Annotated in this window: 15 protein-coding genes; 11 read left to right on the top strand and 4 right to left on the bottom strand. The window is 72.7% G+C overall.

Annotated features, from left to right (window positions below; genetic code table 11):
* Positions 1 to 165: 165 nt before the first annotated feature.
* Positions 166 to 1,323 carry an aromatic acid exporter family protein gene (locus DEJ16_RS04725; RefSeq protein WP_110824224.1) on the top strand — a complete coding sequence of 386 codons (1,158 nt, stop codon included), beginning with the start codon at positions 166 to 168 and terminating at the stop codon, positions 1,321 to 1,323.
* A 10-nt stretch (positions 1,324 to 1,333) separates the two neighbouring features.
* On the opposite strand, the gene DEJ16_RS04720 is transcribed toward DEJ16_RS04725, so the two are convergent.
* Positions 1,334 to 2,470, bottom strand: coding sequence for a hypothetical protein (locus DEJ16_RS04720; RefSeq protein WP_146232818.1), 1,137 nt, complete (start codon positions 2,468 to 2,470; stop codon positions 1,334 to 1,336).
* A 126-nt stretch (positions 2,471 to 2,596) separates the two neighbouring features.
* Here DEJ16_RS04720 and truA point away from each other — a divergent pair, with 126 nt between their 5' ends.
* The 6 genes from truA (at position 2,597) to glmM (ending at position 9,954) form a co-directional block, all read left to right on the top strand.
* Positions 2,597 to 3,514: a tRNA pseudouridine(38-40) synthase TruA gene (gene truA, locus DEJ16_RS04715; RefSeq protein WP_258365824.1), complete on the top strand. Its 918-nt coding sequence runs from the start codon at positions 2,597 to 2,599 to the stop codon at positions 3,512 to 3,514.
* A 49-nt stretch (positions 3,515 to 3,563) separates the two neighbouring features.
* A complete protein-coding gene (locus DEJ16_RS04710; protein ID WP_110824222.1) occupies positions 3,564 to 4,310 on the top strand; it encodes an MBL fold metallo-hydrolase in 747 nt (248 codons plus the stop codon).
* A gap of 133 nt (positions 4,311 to 4,443) precedes the next feature.
* Positions 4,444 to 7,323: an ExeM/NucH family extracellular endonuclease gene (locus DEJ16_RS04705; protein WP_181419463.1), complete on the top strand. Its 2,880-nt coding sequence runs from the start codon at positions 4,444 to 4,446 to the stop codon at positions 7,321 to 7,323.
* A gap of 264 nt (positions 7,324 to 7,587) precedes the next feature.
* On the top strand, positions 7,588 to 8,034 hold the full coding sequence (rplM, locus tag DEJ16_RS04700) for a 50S ribosomal protein L13 (RefSeq protein ID WP_110824221.1): 447 nt from the start codon (positions 7,588 to 7,590) through the stop codon (positions 8,032 to 8,034).
* 38 nt (positions 8,035 to 8,072) lie between these two features.
* Positions 8,073 to 8,558 (top strand): 30S ribosomal protein S9, encoded by a 486-nt coding sequence (rpsI, locus tag DEJ16_RS04695; protein ID WP_110824220.1) that lies wholly within the window; start codon positions 8,073 to 8,075, stop codon positions 8,556 to 8,558.
* A gap of 22 nt (positions 8,559 to 8,580) precedes the next feature.
* A complete protein-coding gene (gene glmM, locus DEJ16_RS04690) occupies positions 8,581 to 9,954 on the top strand; it encodes a phosphoglucosamine mutase (protein WP_110824219.1) in 1,374 nt (457 codons plus the stop codon).
* 186 nt (positions 9,955 to 10,140) lie between these two features.
* Here glmM and coaA read toward each other — a convergent pair whose 3' ends face one another.
* From coaA to DEJ16_RS04675, 3 genes are all read right to left on the bottom strand, one after another.
* Entirely contained in the window at positions 10,141 to 11,085 is a 945-nt protein-coding gene (gene coaA / locus DEJ16_RS04685) for a type I pantothenate kinase (RefSeq protein WP_110824218.1), read from the bottom strand.
* An 85-nt stretch (positions 11,086 to 11,170) separates the two neighbouring features.
* Positions 11,171 to 11,656, bottom strand: a complete 486-nt coding sequence (locus tag DEJ16_RS04680) for a glutathione peroxidase (protein ID WP_110824437.1) — start codon at positions 11,654 to 11,656, stop codon at positions 11,171 to 11,173.
* Between the two features lie 10 nt (positions 11,657 to 11,666).
* A complete protein-coding gene (locus DEJ16_RS04675) occupies positions 11,667 to 12,851 on the bottom strand; it encodes an ATP-binding protein (RefSeq protein ID WP_146232817.1) in 1,185 nt (394 codons plus the stop codon).
* Between the two features lie 114 nt (positions 12,852 to 12,965).
* Between DEJ16_RS04675 and glmS the strand changes: the two genes are divergently transcribed.
* Genes glmS through alr (DEJ16_RS04655) form a run of 4 tightly spaced genes read left to right on the top strand, consistent with a single transcriptional unit; the run spans position 12,966 to position 17,478 of the window.
* Positions 12,966 to 14,813, top strand: coding sequence for a glutamine--fructose-6-phosphate transaminase (isomerizing) (glmS, locus tag DEJ16_RS04670; RefSeq protein WP_110824216.1), 1,848 nt, complete (start codon positions 12,966 to 12,968; stop codon positions 14,811 to 14,813).
* 6 nt (positions 14,814 to 14,819) lie between these two features.
* Positions 14,820 to 15,218, top strand: a complete 399-nt coding sequence (locus tag DEJ16_RS04665; RefSeq protein ID WP_110824215.1) for a holo-ACP synthase — start codon at positions 14,820 to 14,822, stop codon at positions 15,216 to 15,218.
* On the top strand, positions 15,215 to 16,318 hold the full coding sequence (gene alr, locus DEJ16_RS04660) for an alanine racemase (RefSeq protein ID WP_110824214.1): 1,104 nt from the start codon (positions 15,215 to 15,217) through the stop codon (positions 16,316 to 16,318). The genes DEJ16_RS04665 and alr (DEJ16_RS04660) overlap by 4 nt, the downstream gene beginning before the upstream one ends.
* On the top strand, positions 16,315 to 17,478 hold the full coding sequence (gene alr, locus DEJ16_RS04655) for an alanine racemase (protein ID WP_181419462.1): 1,164 nt from the start codon (positions 16,315 to 16,317) through the stop codon (positions 17,476 to 17,478). Before alr (DEJ16_RS04660) ends, alr (DEJ16_RS04655) begins: the two co-directional genes overlap by 4 nt.
* Positions 17,479 to 17,487: the final 9 nt, after the last annotated feature.

The following is a 17,487-nucleotide window of genomic DNA, read 5'->3' as shown; positions in this document are numbered from 1 at the left end:
ACAGGAAGGCCCCTGCAGCGTCTGCTGCAGGGGCCTTCCTGTTCCACCGCGCAGGCTCCTGACCACGCGGTTCGGACCGCCCGGCGGACCCGGGAGGCCCGGCGTACCCGGGAGGCCCGACCAGCGTCCGCCCCACACCGTGCCGACCGAGAGACGAGGTACCCGATGCAGTTCCAGCACGTCGCCGGCGTCGGCACCCGACTGTGGCGGTGGAGCCGGGACTCCGGCACGCAGCCCCGGCTGCTGCACGCAGCCAAGGCAGCTGCGGCGGCCACCATCGCCTGGCTGGTCGCGCAGAACGTGCCCGGTGTGGCAGCGGAGTACCCCTACTACGCCCCGCTCGGCGCGGTCGTGGCGATGCAGACGACGGTGTTCGCCGGACTCCGGAGCGGGCTGCAGACCCTGGTCGGGATCGCGCTCGGCATCGCGGTCGCCGCCTTCACGATGTGGGTCGGCGACCCCGGGGTCCTGGCCGTGGCGATCACGGTCGGCGTCGGCGTCCTCGTCGGCGGGTTCCGGGTCCTCGGCGAGGGGAGCTCCTGGGTGTCGACGGCGGCGCTCTTCGTCCTGCTCGTCGGCGGTGCACACGCCGAGGGGTACTCGCTCGGGTACCTGGTGCAGATGGCCGTCGGCGTGGTGGTCGGGCTCCTCGTGAACTTCCTGGTGTTCCCGCCCCTGCACTTCTGGGACGCCGAGCGCCGCATCGACCAGGTGAACACCGTCCTCGCCACGCACCTGGACGGCCTGGCGGACGTGCTCGAACAGGGCGAGCGTGACGAGCGCGCGTGGGACCAAGCGCAGGACCGCCTCGACCGTGCCATCGCCGACGTCCGGGCTCGGGTGTCGATCGCCCAGGAGAGCCGCCGCATCAACCTCCGCGGTGCGCTCCGCGGCTCACGTGCCCGCCTGCAGCGCGACGGCGCCCGCTTCCGCGCGCTCGAGCGGGTCGCCTGGTACACGACCGACCTGACGGAGCTGGTGGCTCGTTCCGGTCCGGTGTCGGCGAACCTCGGACGTCCGGACGAGGCGTTCACGACGCCGCTCGTGCACGCCATCCGGCAGGTCGCGTCGATGGTCCGTGGCGACCACCCGCCGGACGAGGGCGACCGGGCGATCGCGGAGCTCGAGCAGGCGCTCGACGCCTCCCACGAGTTCCCGTCGGACGTCGCCGTGACCGCCACTGCGCTGGTGGCGCTCCGCGGCATCGTCGAGTCGGAGCGCCGGGCGACCCGGGACGCCGACACCGAGACCGGCCCTGCCGAGCCGACGAGCATCCGCGACCGGCTCGTGCGCCGACGCGGGCACGGCGGTCAGCGGGGCTGACGCCGACGCGTCACGAGCCGAACGACGACGCCGCCCACCGCTCGACCGCGGCGGCGGTGTCCGATGCCGCCTCGGTCGTCAGGAGGTACTGCGTCCAGGTGCGGTCGTGCACCACGTCGACCGTGCAGGCGAGCTCGTCACACGTGCGCCATGCGGCGTCGCGTGCGCCGAGCCCCGGCAGGTCGATCCGTCCGTCGCGGTCGACGGTGCCCGCCGCGAGCCGCTGCTCGACGACCCACCCGCTGTCCGGGACCGAGGCGTACACCGCGCCCGTGGTGTACTCCGGGCCGACGAAGCGGCACGCGCTGCCGCCGACCCGGCTCTGGGCGAACTCGTCGATGGTCGGCGGGGTGTCGGTCAGCGTCACCGAGTCGCGGAGGGTGGTGTCGGCGATGGCCGCGACCCCGTCCGTCGTGCAGTCGGTGAACGACCAGTCGTCCGAGTCGTCGCCGTCCACCGATGCAGCCGGGGACGCGGCGACGGTCTCCCGTGCGTGCTCGAGGAGCGCTTCGTACTCGGGCTGCATCGCCTCGGGGGTGGCGTCAGACGCGGTCTGCAGACGCACGACCGCGACGTCGACCCAGGCCGTCCCGGCGAGCACACCACCGTTGCAGTACACCCGTGCAGCATCGCTCGCGGCGCAGCGCACTGTGGTCGCGCTCTCCGCGGGAGCGGTCGCGTCCGTGCCGGCGGTCCGGAACGCGGCAGCGGCGTCCGGGAGCACGGCGACTCGGACGCCCTCGTAGGCGGGCTCGTCGGCCGTGCGCGCGGCGCGGTCGTCCAGTGGGGAGCTGCCGTTGGACGCCCAGCATCCCGTCCCGCCGGCGAGCCTGGTGGCGTTCCACGTGGCGGCCGGGTGGGCCAGTTCGGTGATGGCGTCGACGGGCTCGGCATCGGGGACGAGCGCGCGGACGAGGTCGTCCGGCAGGAGGGCGTCGCACGCGGGCGCGTCTCCGGCGGAGGGCTCGGTGCCGAAGTCGGTCGTGGCGGGCGTGTGCTCCGGGGTCGCCTCGGTGGAAGGGCTCGCGGCGGTCGGGGCGGCTGTCGGGTCGGTGCTCGGCGTGGGAGCGCAGGCGGTCATGCCGGTGCTCACCGCGGCCAGGAGCGCGATGGCCACGACCCCCCTCGTGACTGTCTTCATGTGCATGCCTTCAGTATGGAGACGCGCGACCGGCTCGGACGCGGGCGCACATCACGGTCCGGTACCGACCTCGATCCCGCAGAGCCTGTCCCGACGGCGCTGACGTCGCGCTGACGTCGGTACCGTGGAGGTGTGAGCGAGACCGGCCGGACCGAGGGCGAGGCCGGCGTGCGGCTGCGGCTCGACATCGCCTACGACGGAGCCGCGTTCTCCGGGTGGGCCCGACAGCCCGGACTCCGGACCGTGCAGGGCGCGCTCGAGTCCGCCCTCGCCACCGTCTTCACCCGCTGGGGCACACCGCCGCAGCTCACGGTCGCCGGCCGCACCGACGCCGGTGTGCACGCCACCGGGCAGGTCGCGCACCTCGACCTCAGCGACGAGCAGTGGGCCGCGCTCTCCCGTCCCCGCCGTCCCGCCGCCGACGGCACCACGCGGGACCCCTTCGCCGGGCTGGTCCGCCGCCTGAACGGGCTCGCCGGGCCGGACGGGGACGTCGTCGTCACCCGGGCGTCGGTCGCCCCGCCGGGGTTCGACGCGCGGTTCTCACCGGTCTGGCGGCGGTACCGGTACCGGGTCGCCGACCTCGATGCCGCCCGTGACCCTCTCCGTCGCGGACACACGACCTGGTACCCGGGGCGCCTGGACCGGGCGGTGATGGAGCGCGGTGCGCTCCGCCTGCTCGGGCTGCACGACTTCGCGGCGTTCTGCAAGCCGCGTGAGGGCGCGACCACCATCCGGACCCTGCAGGAGTTCCGCTGGGACCGCGAGCCGGACGGCGTGCTCGTGGCGAGCCTCCAGGCCGACGCCTTCTGCCACTCCATGGTGCGCGCCATGGTGGGCGGCTGCCTCGCCGTCGGCGAGGGCCGCCTGACGCCGGACCGGCTCGACGAGCTGCGGATCGCCGCCGAGCGCACGAGCGCCTTCACGGTCGCCCCGGCCCGTGGGCTCACCTTGACGGAGGTCGGGTACCCCGACGACGACGCCCTGGAGGCCCGTGCCGTGCAGACACGCGCCCGTCGCGACGCGGAGGGACACCGGCCCGGCGACTGAGCGGCAGGCACCCGCGTCGCGTCCCGGCGCAGGGCGCTACCGTCGGGGCATGGCTCCTCGTGCTCCGCGCTCCCTCGTCTCCGTCGCACCCGGCGTGGTGTTCGTCGAGGGGCCGGTGTCCAACTGGGTCGTCCTCGCCGAGGAGGACGGCGTCGCCCTCATCGACGCGGGGTACCCCGCCGACACCGACCTCGTCCTGGACAGCGTGCTGCTCGCCGGCCACGACCTCGACGAACTCCGACGCGTGTACGTCACCCACGGCCACGTCGACCACGTCGGCGGCCTGCCCGGGATCCTCGAGCGTCATCCGCACGTCGAGGTCCTCGCGCACGCCGACGAACTCGCCAACGTCCGTGGACCGGGGCGCCAGCAGGTCACCCCGGCGGAGATCGGCGGACGGCTCGCCGCTCCCCGGGTGCTGCGGTGGCTCGGGCGTGCGATCGCCTCCGACGCGCTCCGGCCGACCACCGTCCCGTCCGCGCGCGCGTTCACCGCGCGGGACTTCGACGGTCGCGCGATGACCCCGCTGCCCGCGCCCGGCCACACCGCCGGGTCCACCGCGTACCTGCTGCCGGCCGCCGATGCGATCGTCACGGGCGACGCCGTCGTCACCCACCACGACACCCAGCCGGCCTCGTGGGCACCACGGCCGCGCATGATCACGCCGTTCTTCACCGCCGACCAGGCGCTCGCCGTGGAGTCCGCGGGCGTGCTGCCGTACCCGGCGATCGTGTTGCCCGGACACGGCCCGGCGGTGCACCGGGTCGGGTCGGAGTGGGTGCCGATCGAGGCGTGACGGCCGAGCACGGCGCCGGAGAACGGGCGGTCGACCCTCGTCCGGGGGGAAGGTTCACCTGCTCGTAACCTGTGCGCCCGCGCAGGACCGTACCGTCGTCGGGATCCCTCCCGACCACGAACCGAAGGTCCTCATGCCCCGAACCGTCGGACGCACCCTGCTGTGCGCCACGGCTGCCGCGACCCTGCTCGCCGCACCGCTCGTCACCGTCACCGCCGCGACCGCGAACCCCGCGGGCACCGGACTCGTCATCGCAGAGGCGTACCTCAAGGGCGGGAGCGCGAACGCGTTCTTCAACCAGAAGTTCGTCGAGATCGCCAACCCGACGGCCAGCCCGGTCACCCTCGACGGATGGTCGCTCCAGTACCGGGCGGCGACCAGCACCGGCGCGTTCAGCACGAGCGCCCTCGAGGGCACGGTCCCCGCGAACGGCACCTTCCTCGTGTCGATGGCGGGCAACGGGAGCGAGCCCGCCGGGGCCGACCTGCCCGCCGCGGACGACACCGCGTCGCTCAACCCGTCCGGGACGACCGGCACGCTCGTCCTCGCCGACCGCACGGCAGCGCTGACGCTGCCGGCGGGCCCGGTCGCGACGGGCACCGCGGGCGTGGTCGACCTGCTCGGCTACGGGGCGTCGAACACGTTCGAGGGCACGGTCCGCACCGTGACGGGGGCGAACGCGGTGCCGAACGGCCTCGTCCGGGCGGGCACGGCCGACACCGACGTCAACGGCACCGACTTCACCGTCACGACGACGGTCACGCCGCGCAACGCAGCCGGACAGACCGCGGGCGGAGGAACGACCCCCGCCCCGGGTGACGGCGGCACCACACCACCGGCCACCCCTGCGGTCGCCGCGACCATCCCCGAGATCCAGGGCACGACCGACACCTCGCCGTTCGTCGGCAGGACCGTCGTCACGAGCGGCGTGGTCACGGCCGTGTACGCGACCGGCGGGCTCAACGGCTACACGATCCAGACGCCCGGGACGGGAGGCCCGACCGACCCTGCCACGCGGACCGCGTCCGACGGGCTCTTCGTCTACTCCGCGGCCACCGTCGGTCAGGTCGCGATCGGGGACCACGTCGAGCTCACCGGCACGGTGTCCGAGTTCTCCGGGCTGACCGAACTGACCGTCTCGAGCGCCGCCGGACTGCGCACGCTCAGCACGCCCGCCGTCGCGCCGCAGCCGGCCGCCGTGGTCTTCCCGCGCACGGACGCCGCGCGGGAGTCCCTCGAGAGCATGCTCGTCGCCCCGCAGGGCTCCTACACGGTCGCCGACAACTACACGACGAACCAGTACGGCGAGATCGCGCTCGCCACGGGGACCGGCCGACTCCTGCAGCCGACCGAGGTCGCCCGTCCGGGCAGCGTCGAGGCCGCCGCGGTCGCCGCCGACAACGCCGCCCGCAAGGTGACGCTCGACGACGGCGCGAGCACGAACTTCCTGCCGCGGGACGGCCAGGACCAGGCCGCCCGTGAGGTCCCGGTGCCGTGGTTGACGAACGCGGGACCGGTCACGGTCGGTGCGACCACGACGTTCACCGCCCCCGTGGTCCTCGACTACCGGAACAACGCCTGGAAGTTCCAGCCGACCACGCCGATCACCGGCGCGACCCCGACGGCCGACCTGCCCGCCTCGTTCTCGGACGTCCGGACCGCGACGCCCGAGGGCGTCGGCGGCGACCTGACGCTCGCCGGGTTCAACGTCCTGAACTACTTCCCGACGACCGGCGACGAGGTGGCCGGCTGCACGTACTACCGGGACCGTGCGGGTGACCCGATCACGGTGGACTCGGGCTGCGACGCCCGTGGTGCTGCCGAGCAGGAGGACCTCGACCGCCAGCAGGTGAAGATCGTGAAGGCGATCAACGCCCTCGACGCGGACGTGGTCTCGCTCGAGGAGATCGAGAACTCGGCCCGCTTCGGCCTGGACCGCGACGCGGCCGTGGCGACCCTCGTCGCCGCCCTCAACGCGGCGACCGGCACCGACACGTGGGCCTACGCGGAGTCGCCCTCCGTCGTGCCGGCCAGCGAGGACGTGATCCGCCTGGCGCTCATCTACAAGAAGGACCGCGTCGCCCCCACCGGCGAGTCGACGATCCTGCTCGACCCCGCCTTCACGAACGCCCGCCAGCCGGTCGCCGACGCCTTCCGTCCGGTCGGCGGCACCGCGGAGGACGACTTCCTCGTCATCGCGAACCACTTCAAGTCGAAGGGCTCCGGCACCGGCGAGAACGCCGACCAGGGCGACGGGCAGGGGGCGTCCAACGCCGACCGCGTGCGACAGGCGCGGGCGCTGGCGACCTTCTCGACCGCCATGCAGGAGCAGTACGGCACCGACAAGACGTTCCTGATCGGTGACTTCAACGCCTACAGCGAGGAGGACCCGATGGTGGTGCTCCGCGACGCCGGGTACACCGACCTCGCCCCGGCGCAGGACGCGTCGGAGTACTCCTACGTGTTCAGCGGCCTGAGCGGGTCCCTCGACCACGTGCTGGCCTCGCCCGCGGCGCTCGCGAGCGTGACCGGCGTGGACATCTGGAACATCAACTCGACCGAGTCGGTGGCCCTGGAGTACAGCCGGTACAACGTGAACGTGTCGGACCTGTACCGCGACGACGTGTACCGCGCCAGCGACCACGACCCGATCCTGGTCGGCTTCGACGTGACCGAGGCCGAGGTGCCGGGTGACCCGACACCGGAGCCCACCCCGACGCCGGGCCCGGGCACGGACCCGACCCCGACGCCGACGCCGACGCCGGTCCCGGGCGCGGCCGACCCGACCCCGACCCCGGGTGCTGGTGACCCGAGCGCGGGCCCCGTCGCCGGTGACGGGGGGACGACCCCGGGCGCGGGCGGGCTGACCGGGACGCCGAGCGCGGGTGACGGCCTGGCCTTCACCGGCGCGGAGATCGGGGGCGGCCTCGCGGCTGCGCTCGCCCTCCTGGCCGCCGGTGGCGGGCTCCTCGCCCTCCGTCGCCGCCGGACGACGGGTGGCGGCGCCGAGTGACGCCGCGCTGACCGCGACCACCGACGGGAGGCGCGATCCGGGTCCGACCCGGGTCGTGCCTCCCGTCCGTCGTGTGCGGCGAGGCGGGCGCGGTTGACCGAGCGCTCCGGCGTCCGCTAGGCTCTCACCTTGGTCTGCGCGCTCTGTTGCGCCAGACAGTCAGATGGGCCCTCCACCGGGTCGTTCGCCGGGCGTCTGCCCGCGAGAACGCCCACCGGAGTGGGATTCACGGACTCCTCACCTCGACACGAAAGCAGCACTCCTGTGACTCGTACGTTCTCCCCGAAGCCGGCAGACGTCCAGCACGACTGGATCGTCATCGACGCGACCGACGTCGTGCTCGGCCGCCTCGCTTCGCACGTCGCCGCCCTCCTCCGCGGCAAGCACAAGGCCACCTTCGCCCAGCACATGGACATGGGTGACTACGTCATCATCGTGAACGCCGACAAGGTCGCCCTGACCGGGTCGAAGCTCGCCAAGAAGGTCTACTACCGCCACTCCGGTTACCCGGGCGGCCTCACGGCCACCACCTACCCGGAGATGCTCGAGAAGCACCCGACGCGCGCCGTCGAGAAGGCGATCCGCGGCATGCTGCCGAAGAACACCCTCGGTCGCGAGCAGCTCAAGAAGCTCAAGGTCTACGCAGGCGCTGAGCACCCCCACGCGGCGCAGCAGCCCAAGCCGTACACCTTCGACCAGGTCTCGCAGTAACAGCGGCCACGACGACTTCCAGGAACGAGAAAACACTCATGGCTCAGATCGCTGACTCCATCGACCAGACCCCGGAGACCTTCACCACCGAGAGCGCGCCCGTCGCGTCGGAGGCGGCTCCCCGTCAGATCCTCAACGTCTCGGGCGGTGCCGTCGGTCGCCGCAAGGAGGCCATCGCGCGCGTCCGCCTGGTCCCCGGCTCCGGCACCTTCTCGGTGAACGGCCGCACGCTCGAGGACTACTTCCCGAACAAGCTGCACCAGCAGCTCATCAACGACCCGTTCAAGGTGCTCGAGCTCCTCGGTGCCTACGACGTCACCGCCCGCATCACGGGTGGCGGCCCCTCGGGTCAGGCCGGCGCGCTCCGTCTCGCCATCGCCCGCACCCTGAACGAGATCGACCGCGAGAACAACCGCGCGACCCTCAAGAAGGCCGGCTTCCTCACCCGTGACGCCCGCGTCATCGAGCGCAAGAAGGCCGGTCTCAAGAAGGCCCGCAAGGCGTCGCAGTTCTCGAAGCGCTGATCGCCTGACGGCGGGAGATCGCATGCCGCGTCTGTTCGGTACCGACGGCGTTCGTGGCCTCGCCAACGGCGAGTTGACGGCCGCGCTCGCACTGGGTCTTGCCCAGGCGAGCGCGGCCGTGCTCACGCACGGACACCACGCGGACGCTCGTCGAGCGTCCGGTCGCACGCGCCCCCGGGCCGTGCTCGCGCGTGACCCGCGCGTCTCCGGCGAGTTCCTGGGTGCCGCCGTGGCAGCCGGGCTCGCCTCCGCCGGCGTCGACGTCCTCGACGCCGGGGTCATCCCCACCCCAGCAGCGGCGTACCTGGTTGCGGACGTCGACGCCGACTTCGGCGTGATGATCTCCGCCTCGCACAACCCCGCCCCGGACAACGGGATCAAGTTCTTCGCCGCTGGTGGTCGCAAGCTGCCGGACGAGGTCGAGGACCGCATCGAAGCGGCCATGCACGACCAATCCGCACCGACCCCCACCGGTGCCGAGGTCGGGCGCATCACCCGCTTCGCCGACGCCGAGGACCGCTACGTGGTCCATCTGCTCGGCACGCTGCCGCACCGACTCGACGGGATCCACGTCGTGCTCGACTGCGCCAACGGTGCCGCCTCCGGGGTCTCGCCCGAGGTGTTCGTCAACGCGGGTGCGAAGGTCACGCTCATCGGTGCCGACCCGAACGGCATCAACATCAACGACGGCGTCGGCTCGACCCACATCGACAACCTCGCGCGCGCGGTCCTCGAGGCCGGCGCCGACGTGGGCATCGCGCACGACGGTGACGCCGACCGCTGCCTCGCCGTGGACGCCGACGGCAACGCGGTGGACGGCGACCAGATCATGGCGATCCTCGCGCTGTCCCTCAAGGAGCGCGGACGCCTGGTCGACGACACCCTCGTCGCCACGGTGATGTCGAACCTCGGGCTCAAGCGGGCCATGGCGGACGCGGGCATCACGGTCCTCGAGACCGGTGTCGGGGACCGGTACGTCCTCGAGAAGATGACCGAGGGTGGGTTCTCGCTCGGTGGCGAGCAGTCCGGCCACATCATCTTCAGCGACTATGCGACGACCGGTGACGGGGTCTTGACTGGCCTCCACCTCGTGGCGGAGATGGCGCGCACCGGCAAGACGCTCGGCGAGCTCGCCGCGTGCATGACGGTGTTCCCGCAGGTGCTCCTCAACGTGAAGGGCGTCGACCGCCACGGGCTCGACGACCAGGGCGTCCAGGACGCGATCACCGACGCCACCGACGCACTCGGTGACTCCGGTCGCGTGCTGCTGCGTCCCTCGGGCACGGAGCCGGTCGTCCGCGTGATGGTCGAGGCGGCCTCGCAGGAGGACGCCCAGCGCGTCGCCGAGGAGCTCGCCGACGTCGTGCGTGCGCGCCTGACGCTCGACGCCGCGTAGCCGCGCGGGGTCGCGCCTGCGTCGGCCACGCGCGCCGGCCGCGCCGGCCGCGCTCGCGCCCCGCTGGCGTGGATCGCATCTGCACAACAGAAGCCCGTCCGAACTGCGCACTCGCGCGGTTCGGACGGGCTTCGGTTATGCGGGGACGGCAGGCACCGCGGGACGGCAGGCACCGCGGGGACACGGTCAGATCTTGCGGAGCAGGACGCTCGTCACCTTGTGGTCGGCGGCCTTCTTGAGCACGAGGGTCGCCCGGGAGCGCGTCGGCAGGACGTTCTCGAGCAGGTTCGGCTCGTTGATCGCCCGCCACACCTCGGTCGCGGTGCGGACGGCGTCCTCGCGGGACAGCTCGGCGAAGCGGTGGAAGAACGAGTCCGGGCTCGAGAACGCCTGCTCCTGCAAGGCCAGGAACCGGTCGACGTACCAGGACTCGATGTCCTTCGTCTTCGCGTCGACGTAGATCGTGAAGTCGAACAGGTCGGACAGGGCCAGGCGTCCGTGCACCGGTGGCGCGAGCACGTTCAGCCCCTCGACGATGAGGATGTCCGGCTGCCGCACGACGATCTCCGCGTCGGGCACGATGTCGTAGACCAGGTGCGAGTAGTACGGCGCCCGGACCTCGGCGGCACCGCTCTTCACGTTGCTGACGAACCGGAGGAGCGAGCGACGATCGTACGACTCCGGGAAGCCCTTGCGGTCCATGATCCCGCGGCGCTCGAGTTCCGCGTTCGGGTACAGGAAGCCGTCGGTCGTCACGAGCTCGACGCGGGGGGTGTCCGGCCACCGCTTCGTCAGCTCGCGGAGGAGGCGCGCGACGGTGCTCTTGCCGACCGCGACCGACCCGGCGACGCCGATCACGAACGGGGTCCGGCTCGCACGCTCGCCGAGGAACCGGCTCGTCTCGGCGTGCAGGTCGCGTGCGCCGGCGGCGTACAGCGTCAGGAGCCGGGAGAGCGGCAGGTAGACGTCCTGCACCTCGGTGATGTCGAGGCGGTCGCCCAGCCCGCGCAGCTGCACGATCTCGGTCTCGGTGAGGGAGAGGTGCTCCTTCGGCGCGAGCTGCGACCACTCGTCCCGGGGGATCTCCACGAAGGGAGTGGGGTGCGCGACGGTCGTCTCCGGGATCGGCATGGGGTCGAGCGTACCCAGCGGGAGGCCCGGCAACCGCCCGCGACGACGGTCCGGCGGAGCGCGGCTCCCGTCCGGCACCCGCGGGTCAGGCGGGGAGTGCCGCTTCGATGGCGGCGACGACCTCGGGAGCGTCCGGCTTGGTCGTCGGCCGGAAGCGCGTGATCGCGCCGTCCGGCGCCACGAGGAACTTCTCGAAGTTCCACGCGACACGACCGGCCTTGCCCGCAGCGTCCGGCGTCTGCTTCAGCTCCTTGTAGAGCGGGTGCGCGCCGCCGCCGTTCACCTTGACCTTCTCGGACATCGGGAAGGTCACGCCCCAGGTGGCGGAGCAGTACTCCTCGATGGCCTCCGACGAGCCGAGTTCCTGGAGGAACTGGTTGCTCGGGAAGCCGAGGACGGTGAAGCCCCGCGGCCCGTAGGTCCGCTGGAGTTCCTCGAGCTGTTCGTACTGCGGGGCGAGGCCGCAGCGTGACGCGACGTTCACCACGAGCACGGCTTTGTCGGCGTACGAGCCGAAGGTGGTCTGCTCGCCCTGCAGGGTGGTGATGGCGATGTCGTCGAAGCGTCCCATGCCGCGCACGCTAGCCGCCCTCGTCGGGGATCGCCTGGCCGTCCACGAACGAATCGAGCCGCGGCACGGTGAGCGCCACGCGGTCCGGTCCGGGCATGAACAGCAGCCCCTTCTCGCACAGCGACCGCCGGACCGACGCCCAGCCGCCCGCCGGCGCCGGTGCTGCCTCCACCGTGGCGACGGCGACCGCGGTGCCGGGCGCACGGGCGACACGGCGGAGGTACTGCTGCTCCTGCTCCGACGCGCGGTCCCACCACCCCGGGAAGAACCCGGCGTCGAGCTCTGCCTGACCGCGCTCGACGCCGGCCTCGGCGTCGGCCCGGGTGATCGTGCCGCCGTCGACGGCGGTCGCCCATGCGCATGCGGCGAACGTCTGCAGGTGGATCGGGTAGCCGTCGGCGGCGTCGAGCACGACCCGGGCGGCGTCGTCGTCCCACAGCACGCCCGCCGCCCGAGCCGGGTCGCGGAGCGCCGACTCCGCGCTGGTCCGCGGCAGCGGACCGACCTGCCGGAACGCGAACATCCGTCCGGCGTACGACCGGGCATCGCAGAGCACCGCCGGGCTGTTCGGCAGGCCCGCGGCCGTGACGAAGAACGGCCAACCACGCTGCACGGCCCGGTGCTGGACGGTCAGGAGCGCACCGAGCAGATCGAGGTCGACGTCCTGTACCTCATCGACCACGACGAGCAGGGCGGTGCCCCGCTCGGTGAGTGCCGGAGCGAGGTCCTCGACGGTCTCCTGCAGGTCGATCTCGGCGACGCCGGTGTCCGCCCGTCCCACCGCGGGCTCGACACCGAGGTCGACGGACACCCCACCGAAGGCGATGCCGAACGACCGCACCGCGGCGAGCGCCGTCGCCGCCCGGCTCGTCATCCCACGACCGCGGAGACGGCGGGCGGCCAGCGCGAGCCCGTGCGCGAGCTGGCGGCGGACGCATGCCCGTCCCGAGGGGCGGCTCTGGCCCTCGAGCTCGACGACCAGCCAGCCGGCATCGCTCGCCCGGTCGCGCATCCGGTCGAGGAGGACCGTCTTGCCGATCCCGCGGAGGCCGGTGAGCACGACGCCCCGCCCCGGTCGCCCGGCGGCGGTGCGGCTCACCAGGTCGTCGAACGCGCCGAGCTCCTCGTCACGCCCGGCGAGCAGGGGCGGTCGCACCCCGGACCCGGGCGCGTAGGGGTTCTGGTCGGCGTGCATCACAGCAGGGTGGTGGACGGGCGCGTGCGCGACCCAATCCTCGGTATGTCGTCGACGACATGTGGCGGTGCGGTGCTCAGCGAGCCCCGCAGCACTGCCCGTAGGATCGGTCCCATGTGTGGAATCGTCGGCTACGTCGGCAGCAACAGCAGCACGGACGTCCTCCTCGGGGGCCTCCGCCGTCTCGAGTACCGCGGCTACGACTCGGCGGGCATCGCCGTGATCGACCCCGCCGGTGACATGACCTCGGCGAAGAAGGCCGGCAAGCTCCAGATGCTCGTCGACGAGCTCGAGGCGAACCCCGTCCCCGACGGCGGCACCGGCATCGGCCACACCCGCTGGGCGACCCACGGCGGCCCGACCGACGGCAACGCGCACCCGCACCTGGCCGACGGCGGCAAGCTCGCCCTCATCCACAACGGCATCATCGAGAACTTCGCCCCGCTCAAGGACGAGCTGCTCGCCGAGGGCGTCACCTTCGAGAGCCAGACCGACTCCGAGGTCGCCGCGCACCTCGTCGCGCGCGAGTTCCGCGAGACGCACGACCTGACCGAGGCGATGCGACGCACGGTGGCCCGCCTCGAGGGCGCGTTCACCCTGCTCGTCGTGCACGCCGACCAGCCGGGCGTCGTCGTCGGCGCCCGTCGCAACTCGCCCCTCGTGGTGGGTCTCGGCGACGGCGAGAACTTCATGGGTTCGGACGTCGCCGCGTTCGTCGCGTACACGCAGCGGGCCCTGTCGATCGGTCAGGACGAGATCGCCACGATCCGTCCGGACGGCGTCGACGTCATCCACTTCGACGGCACCCCTGCCGAGCCGAGCGAGTTCGAGGTGAACTGGGACGCCTCCGCCGCCGACAAGGGCGGATGGTCCTCGTTCATGGCGAAGGAGATCAGCGAGGAGCCCGAGGCCGTGCGCAACACGATCCTCGGCCGCGTGCACGAGGGCGCGATCACGCTGACCGACCTCGACCCGATCGCCGAGCGGCTGCAGCAGGTGGACCGCGTCATCGTCATCGCCTGCGGGACCGCGGCCTACGCCGGCATGCTCGGCAAGTACGCGATCGAGCAGTGGGCACGCGTTCCCGTCGAGGTCGAGCTCGCGCACGAGTTCCGCTACCGCGACCCGGTGCTCGACGACCGCACCCTGGTCGTCTCCATCAGCCAGTCCGGCGAGACGATGGACACGCTCATGGCCGTCAAGTACGCCCGCGAACAGGGCGCGCAGGTCCTCTCGATCTGCAACACCCAGGGCGCCACGATCCCGCGCGAGTCCGACGCGGTGATCTACACGCACGCCGGACCGGAGGTCGCGGTCGCGTCGACGAAGGCGTTCCTGGCGCAGGGCGTCGCGCTGTACCTGCTCGGCCTGCACCTCGCCACGCTCCGCGGCACGCTGACCGCCGAGCAGATCGCCACCCAGGTCGCCGAACTGGAGGGACTGCCGGAGAAGCTCCAGCAGACCATCGAGGACGCCTCCGGTGTCGCCGAGCTGGCCAAGTGGATGGCGGACACCCGGAGCGTGCTGTTCCTCGGTCGCCACGTCGGGTACCCGATCGCCCTCGAGGGCGCCCTCAAGCTCAAGGAGCTCGCGTACATCCACGCCGAGGGCTTCGCCGCCGGTGAGCTCAAGCACGGTCCGATCGCGCTCATCGAGCCCGGCCAGATCGTCTTCGTCATCGTGCCGTCCCCGCGCGACGCCCGCTCGCTGCACCCGAAGGTCGTGTCGAACATCCAGGAGATCCGCGCCCGCGGTGCGCGGGTGATCGCCATCGCGGAGGAGGGCGACGCCGCCGTGCTGCCCTTCGCCGACGAGGTCCTCCGGATCCCGCTCGCGACGCCCCTGTTCGAGCCGCTGCTCGCCGTGGCACCGCTGCACATGTTCGGCATGGAGCTCGCCGCGGCCAAGGGCCTGGACGTCGACCAGCCGCGCAACCTCGCGAAGTCGGTCACCGTCGAGTAGTCGGACGTGATCATCGGCATCGGGGTCGACGTGGTCGACCTGGAACGGTTCGAGCGGGTGCTCGCACGGACGCCCGCGATGCGGACGCGGCTGTTCACCGACGCCGAGCAGCTGCGCGACGGCGAACCGCGTCCGATCGCGTCGCTCGCCGCCCGGTTCGCCGCGAAGGAGGCGCTCGTGAAGGCCTTCGGGTCGAGCGCTGGGCTGAGCTGGCGTGAGCTCGAGGTCGTCGCGGACGACCAGCGCAACCCGTCGCTCACGCTGCACGCCGGCGCCCAGCGGGTCGCTGACGACCGGGGCGTCTCGCACGTGCACCTCTCGCTGTCCCACGACGGCGGGATCGCGACGGCGTTCGTCGTCATCGAGGGCCGGGACCGGCCCGCAACGGAAGGAGCGGCCGCGTGAGCGCGTTCACGGGGGTGACCGTCGACCGGGAGGCTGTCATCGCCAACTACGCGACGGTCGCGGAACAGGTCGCTCCGGCGGGCGTCATCGGCGTGGTGAAGGCGGACGGGTACGGCCACGGTGCCGTCGAGGTCGCCCGGGCACTGGTCGACGCCGGCGCGGACTGGCTCGGCGTCGCCGACCTCGACGAGGCGGTGGCGCTCCGGCAGGCGGGGATCGACGAGGGCGTCCGCATCCTCGCGTGGCTGCACGCCCCCGACGAGGACTTCCGCCGCGCGGCCCGGTACGGGATCACCCCGGCGGTGTCGAGCGTCGAGCAGCTCTCGACCGCGGCCGACGCCGACGTCCCGGCCGTGCACCTCGTCCTGGACACCGGACTGAGCCGCAACGGCGCGGTCGAGTCGGAGTGGCCCGAACTCTTCGCGACTGCGGCGGCACTGGCCCGCGGTGGGGACCGCACCCGGATCGAGGGCGTCATGTCCCACCTGTCGAACGCGTCGCGCGTCGACGACCTCGACCAGGACGCCGCACTGCAGCGGGCACTGGACGGTCTGGCGGCGGTCGGGATCCGGCCGGAGGTCGTGCACCTCGCCGCGAGCGCCGGCAGCCTGGCGCTCCCGGAGACCCGGCGCGACCTGGTCCGGGTCGGACTCGCGCTGTACGGGCTCAGCCCGTTCCCGGACCGCACCTCGGCCGACCTCGGACTCCGTCCCGCGATGCGGGTGACCGCCGCGGTCCTCCGGATCGTCCCCGTGCCCGCGGGTGACGGTGTCTCGTACGGGTACACGTGGCGTGCCGAGCACGACACCCGGCTCGCCGTGATCGGCCTCGGGTACGCGGACGGGTTCGACCGCGGTGCCGGGGGCGCCGTGTCCGTCCGCATCGGTGACCGTCGGTTCCCGGTCGTCGGCCGGATCGCGATGAACGCGATGCACATCGACATCGGGGACGCCGACGTCTCCGTCGGGGACGAGGCCGTGGTCTGGGGCGACCCCGCGAACGGCGACCCGGCGGTGGAGGAGTGGGCCGACGCGATCGGCACGATCAACTACGAGGTGGTCGCCAGGGTCGGCCGCAGCGTGGAACGGAGGACGACGTGAGCGCACCACTCCGCCGCGCGGTCATCGACCTGGACGCCTACCGCGCCAACCTCGACCTCGTCCGCTCGTGGATGGACCCCGTCGAGCTGATGGCGGTCATGAAGGCCGACGCGTACGGCCACGGGCTCGAGGCCATCGCCCTGACCGCGGTCGACGCCGGCATCCGGTGGATCGGGGTCCTGACGGTCCCGGCTGCCCTGCGCCTCCGGTCGATCGGCGTCGGCGAGGACGTCCGGCTGTTCACGTGGCAGCACGACCCCGGCCTGGACTTCCGGGACGCGGTCGACTCCGGTGTCGACCTCGGCGTCTCGGACGTCGCCGAGTTGCAGCGCATCGTGGCCGCGGTCGACCACCGACCGGCCCGGGTGCACCTCGGCGTCGACAGCGGCCTGCACCGGGACGGCGCGTCCTCCGACGCCTGGCCGGCGCTGGTGGAGGCCGCCCGGGACGCGCAGCGCGACGGGCGCATCGAGGTCGTCGCGGCGTACACGCACCTGGCCGAGTCGTCCGACGAGGACGACGCAGCGGCCGTGGCGCACTTCGACGCGATGGTGGAGCAGGCCGAGGACCTCGGGCTCGACATCCGCTGGGAGCACGTCGCCGCCTCGCTCGCCGGGCTCGAGCGCAAGGAGTTCCGGAAGGACATGGTCCGGATGGGGGCGAACCTGTTCGGCATCCCAGGCGCCGACGGGGTCACCGCCGCCGACCTCGGTCTGACACCGGTCATGACGGTCACGAGCTCCGTCGCGAAGACGAAGCGCGTCCCCGCCGGCACGGGCGTCTCCTACGACTACACGTACCGCACCGACGCCGAGACCACCCTGGCGCTCGTCCCGGTCGGCTACGCGGACGGCGTGGCGCGGGCGGCGCAGGGGCGCGTCGAGGTGGCGGTCAACGGCACGCGGTACCCGATCGCCGGCCGGGTCGCCATGGACCAGTTCCTGGTCGACGTCGGTGACGACGACGTCCGCGTCGGCGACCCGGTGACCCTGTTCGGCACCGGCGAGGACGGCGAGATGACCGTCCTGGAGTGGGCGAGCGCGATCGACACGATCGGCGAGGAGGTCGTCTGCCGGATCGGGAGCCGGGTCCAGCGCGTCCACGAGGGACACTCGGCCGAGGGCCGTGTCGGCGCCTACCTGCGCGGGGAGCGGGCGTGACCGTCCTGC

It is taken from the genome of Curtobacterium sp. MCJR17_055 (assembly GCF_003224335.1).
Classification (GTDB): domain Bacteria; phylum Actinomycetota; class Actinomycetes; order Actinomycetales; family Microbacteriaceae; genus Curtobacterium.
This window is presented reverse-complemented; position numbering and strand designations above follow the sequence as displayed.

Excerpts from the sequence above, each read along its gene's own strand:
- coaA (WP_110824218.1), bottom strand. The coding sequence starts at position 11,085 with ATGCCGATCCCGGAGACGACCGTCGCGCACCCCACTCCCTTCGTGGAG.
- DEJ16_RS04705 (WP_181419463.1), top strand. The coding sequence starts at position 4,444 with ATGCCCCGAACCGTCGGACGCACCCTGCTGTGCGCCACGGCTGCCGCG.
- DEJ16_RS04675 (WP_146232817.1), bottom strand. The coding sequence starts at position 12,851 with ATGCACGCCGACCAGAACCCCTACGCGCCCGGGTCCGGGGTGCGACCG.
- DEJ16_RS04720 (WP_146232818.1), bottom strand. The coding sequence starts at position 2,470 with ATGCACATGAAGACAGTCACGAGGGGGGTCGTGGCCATCGCGCTCCTG.
- rpsI (WP_110824220.1), top strand. The coding sequence starts at position 8,073 with ATGGCTCAGATCGCTGACTCCATCGACCAGACCCCGGAGACCTTCACC.
- glmS (WP_110824216.1), top strand. The coding sequence starts at position 12,966 with ATGTGTGGAATCGTCGGCTACGTCGGCAGCAACAGCAGCACGGACGTC.
- DEJ16_RS04680 (WP_110824437.1), bottom strand. The coding sequence starts at position 11,656 with ATGGGACGCTTCGACGACATCGCCATCACCACCCTGCAGGGCGAGCAG.
- DEJ16_RS04710 (WP_110824222.1), top strand. The coding sequence starts at position 3,564 with ATGGCTCCTCGTGCTCCGCGCTCCCTCGTCTCCGTCGCACCCGGCGTG.
- glmM (WP_110824219.1), top strand. The coding sequence starts at position 8,581 with ATGCCGCGTCTGTTCGGTACCGACGGCGTTCGTGGCCTCGCCAACGGC.
- DEJ16_RS04725 (WP_110824224.1), top strand. The coding sequence starts at position 166 with ATGCAGTTCCAGCACGTCGCCGGCGTCGGCACCCGACTGTGGCGGTGG.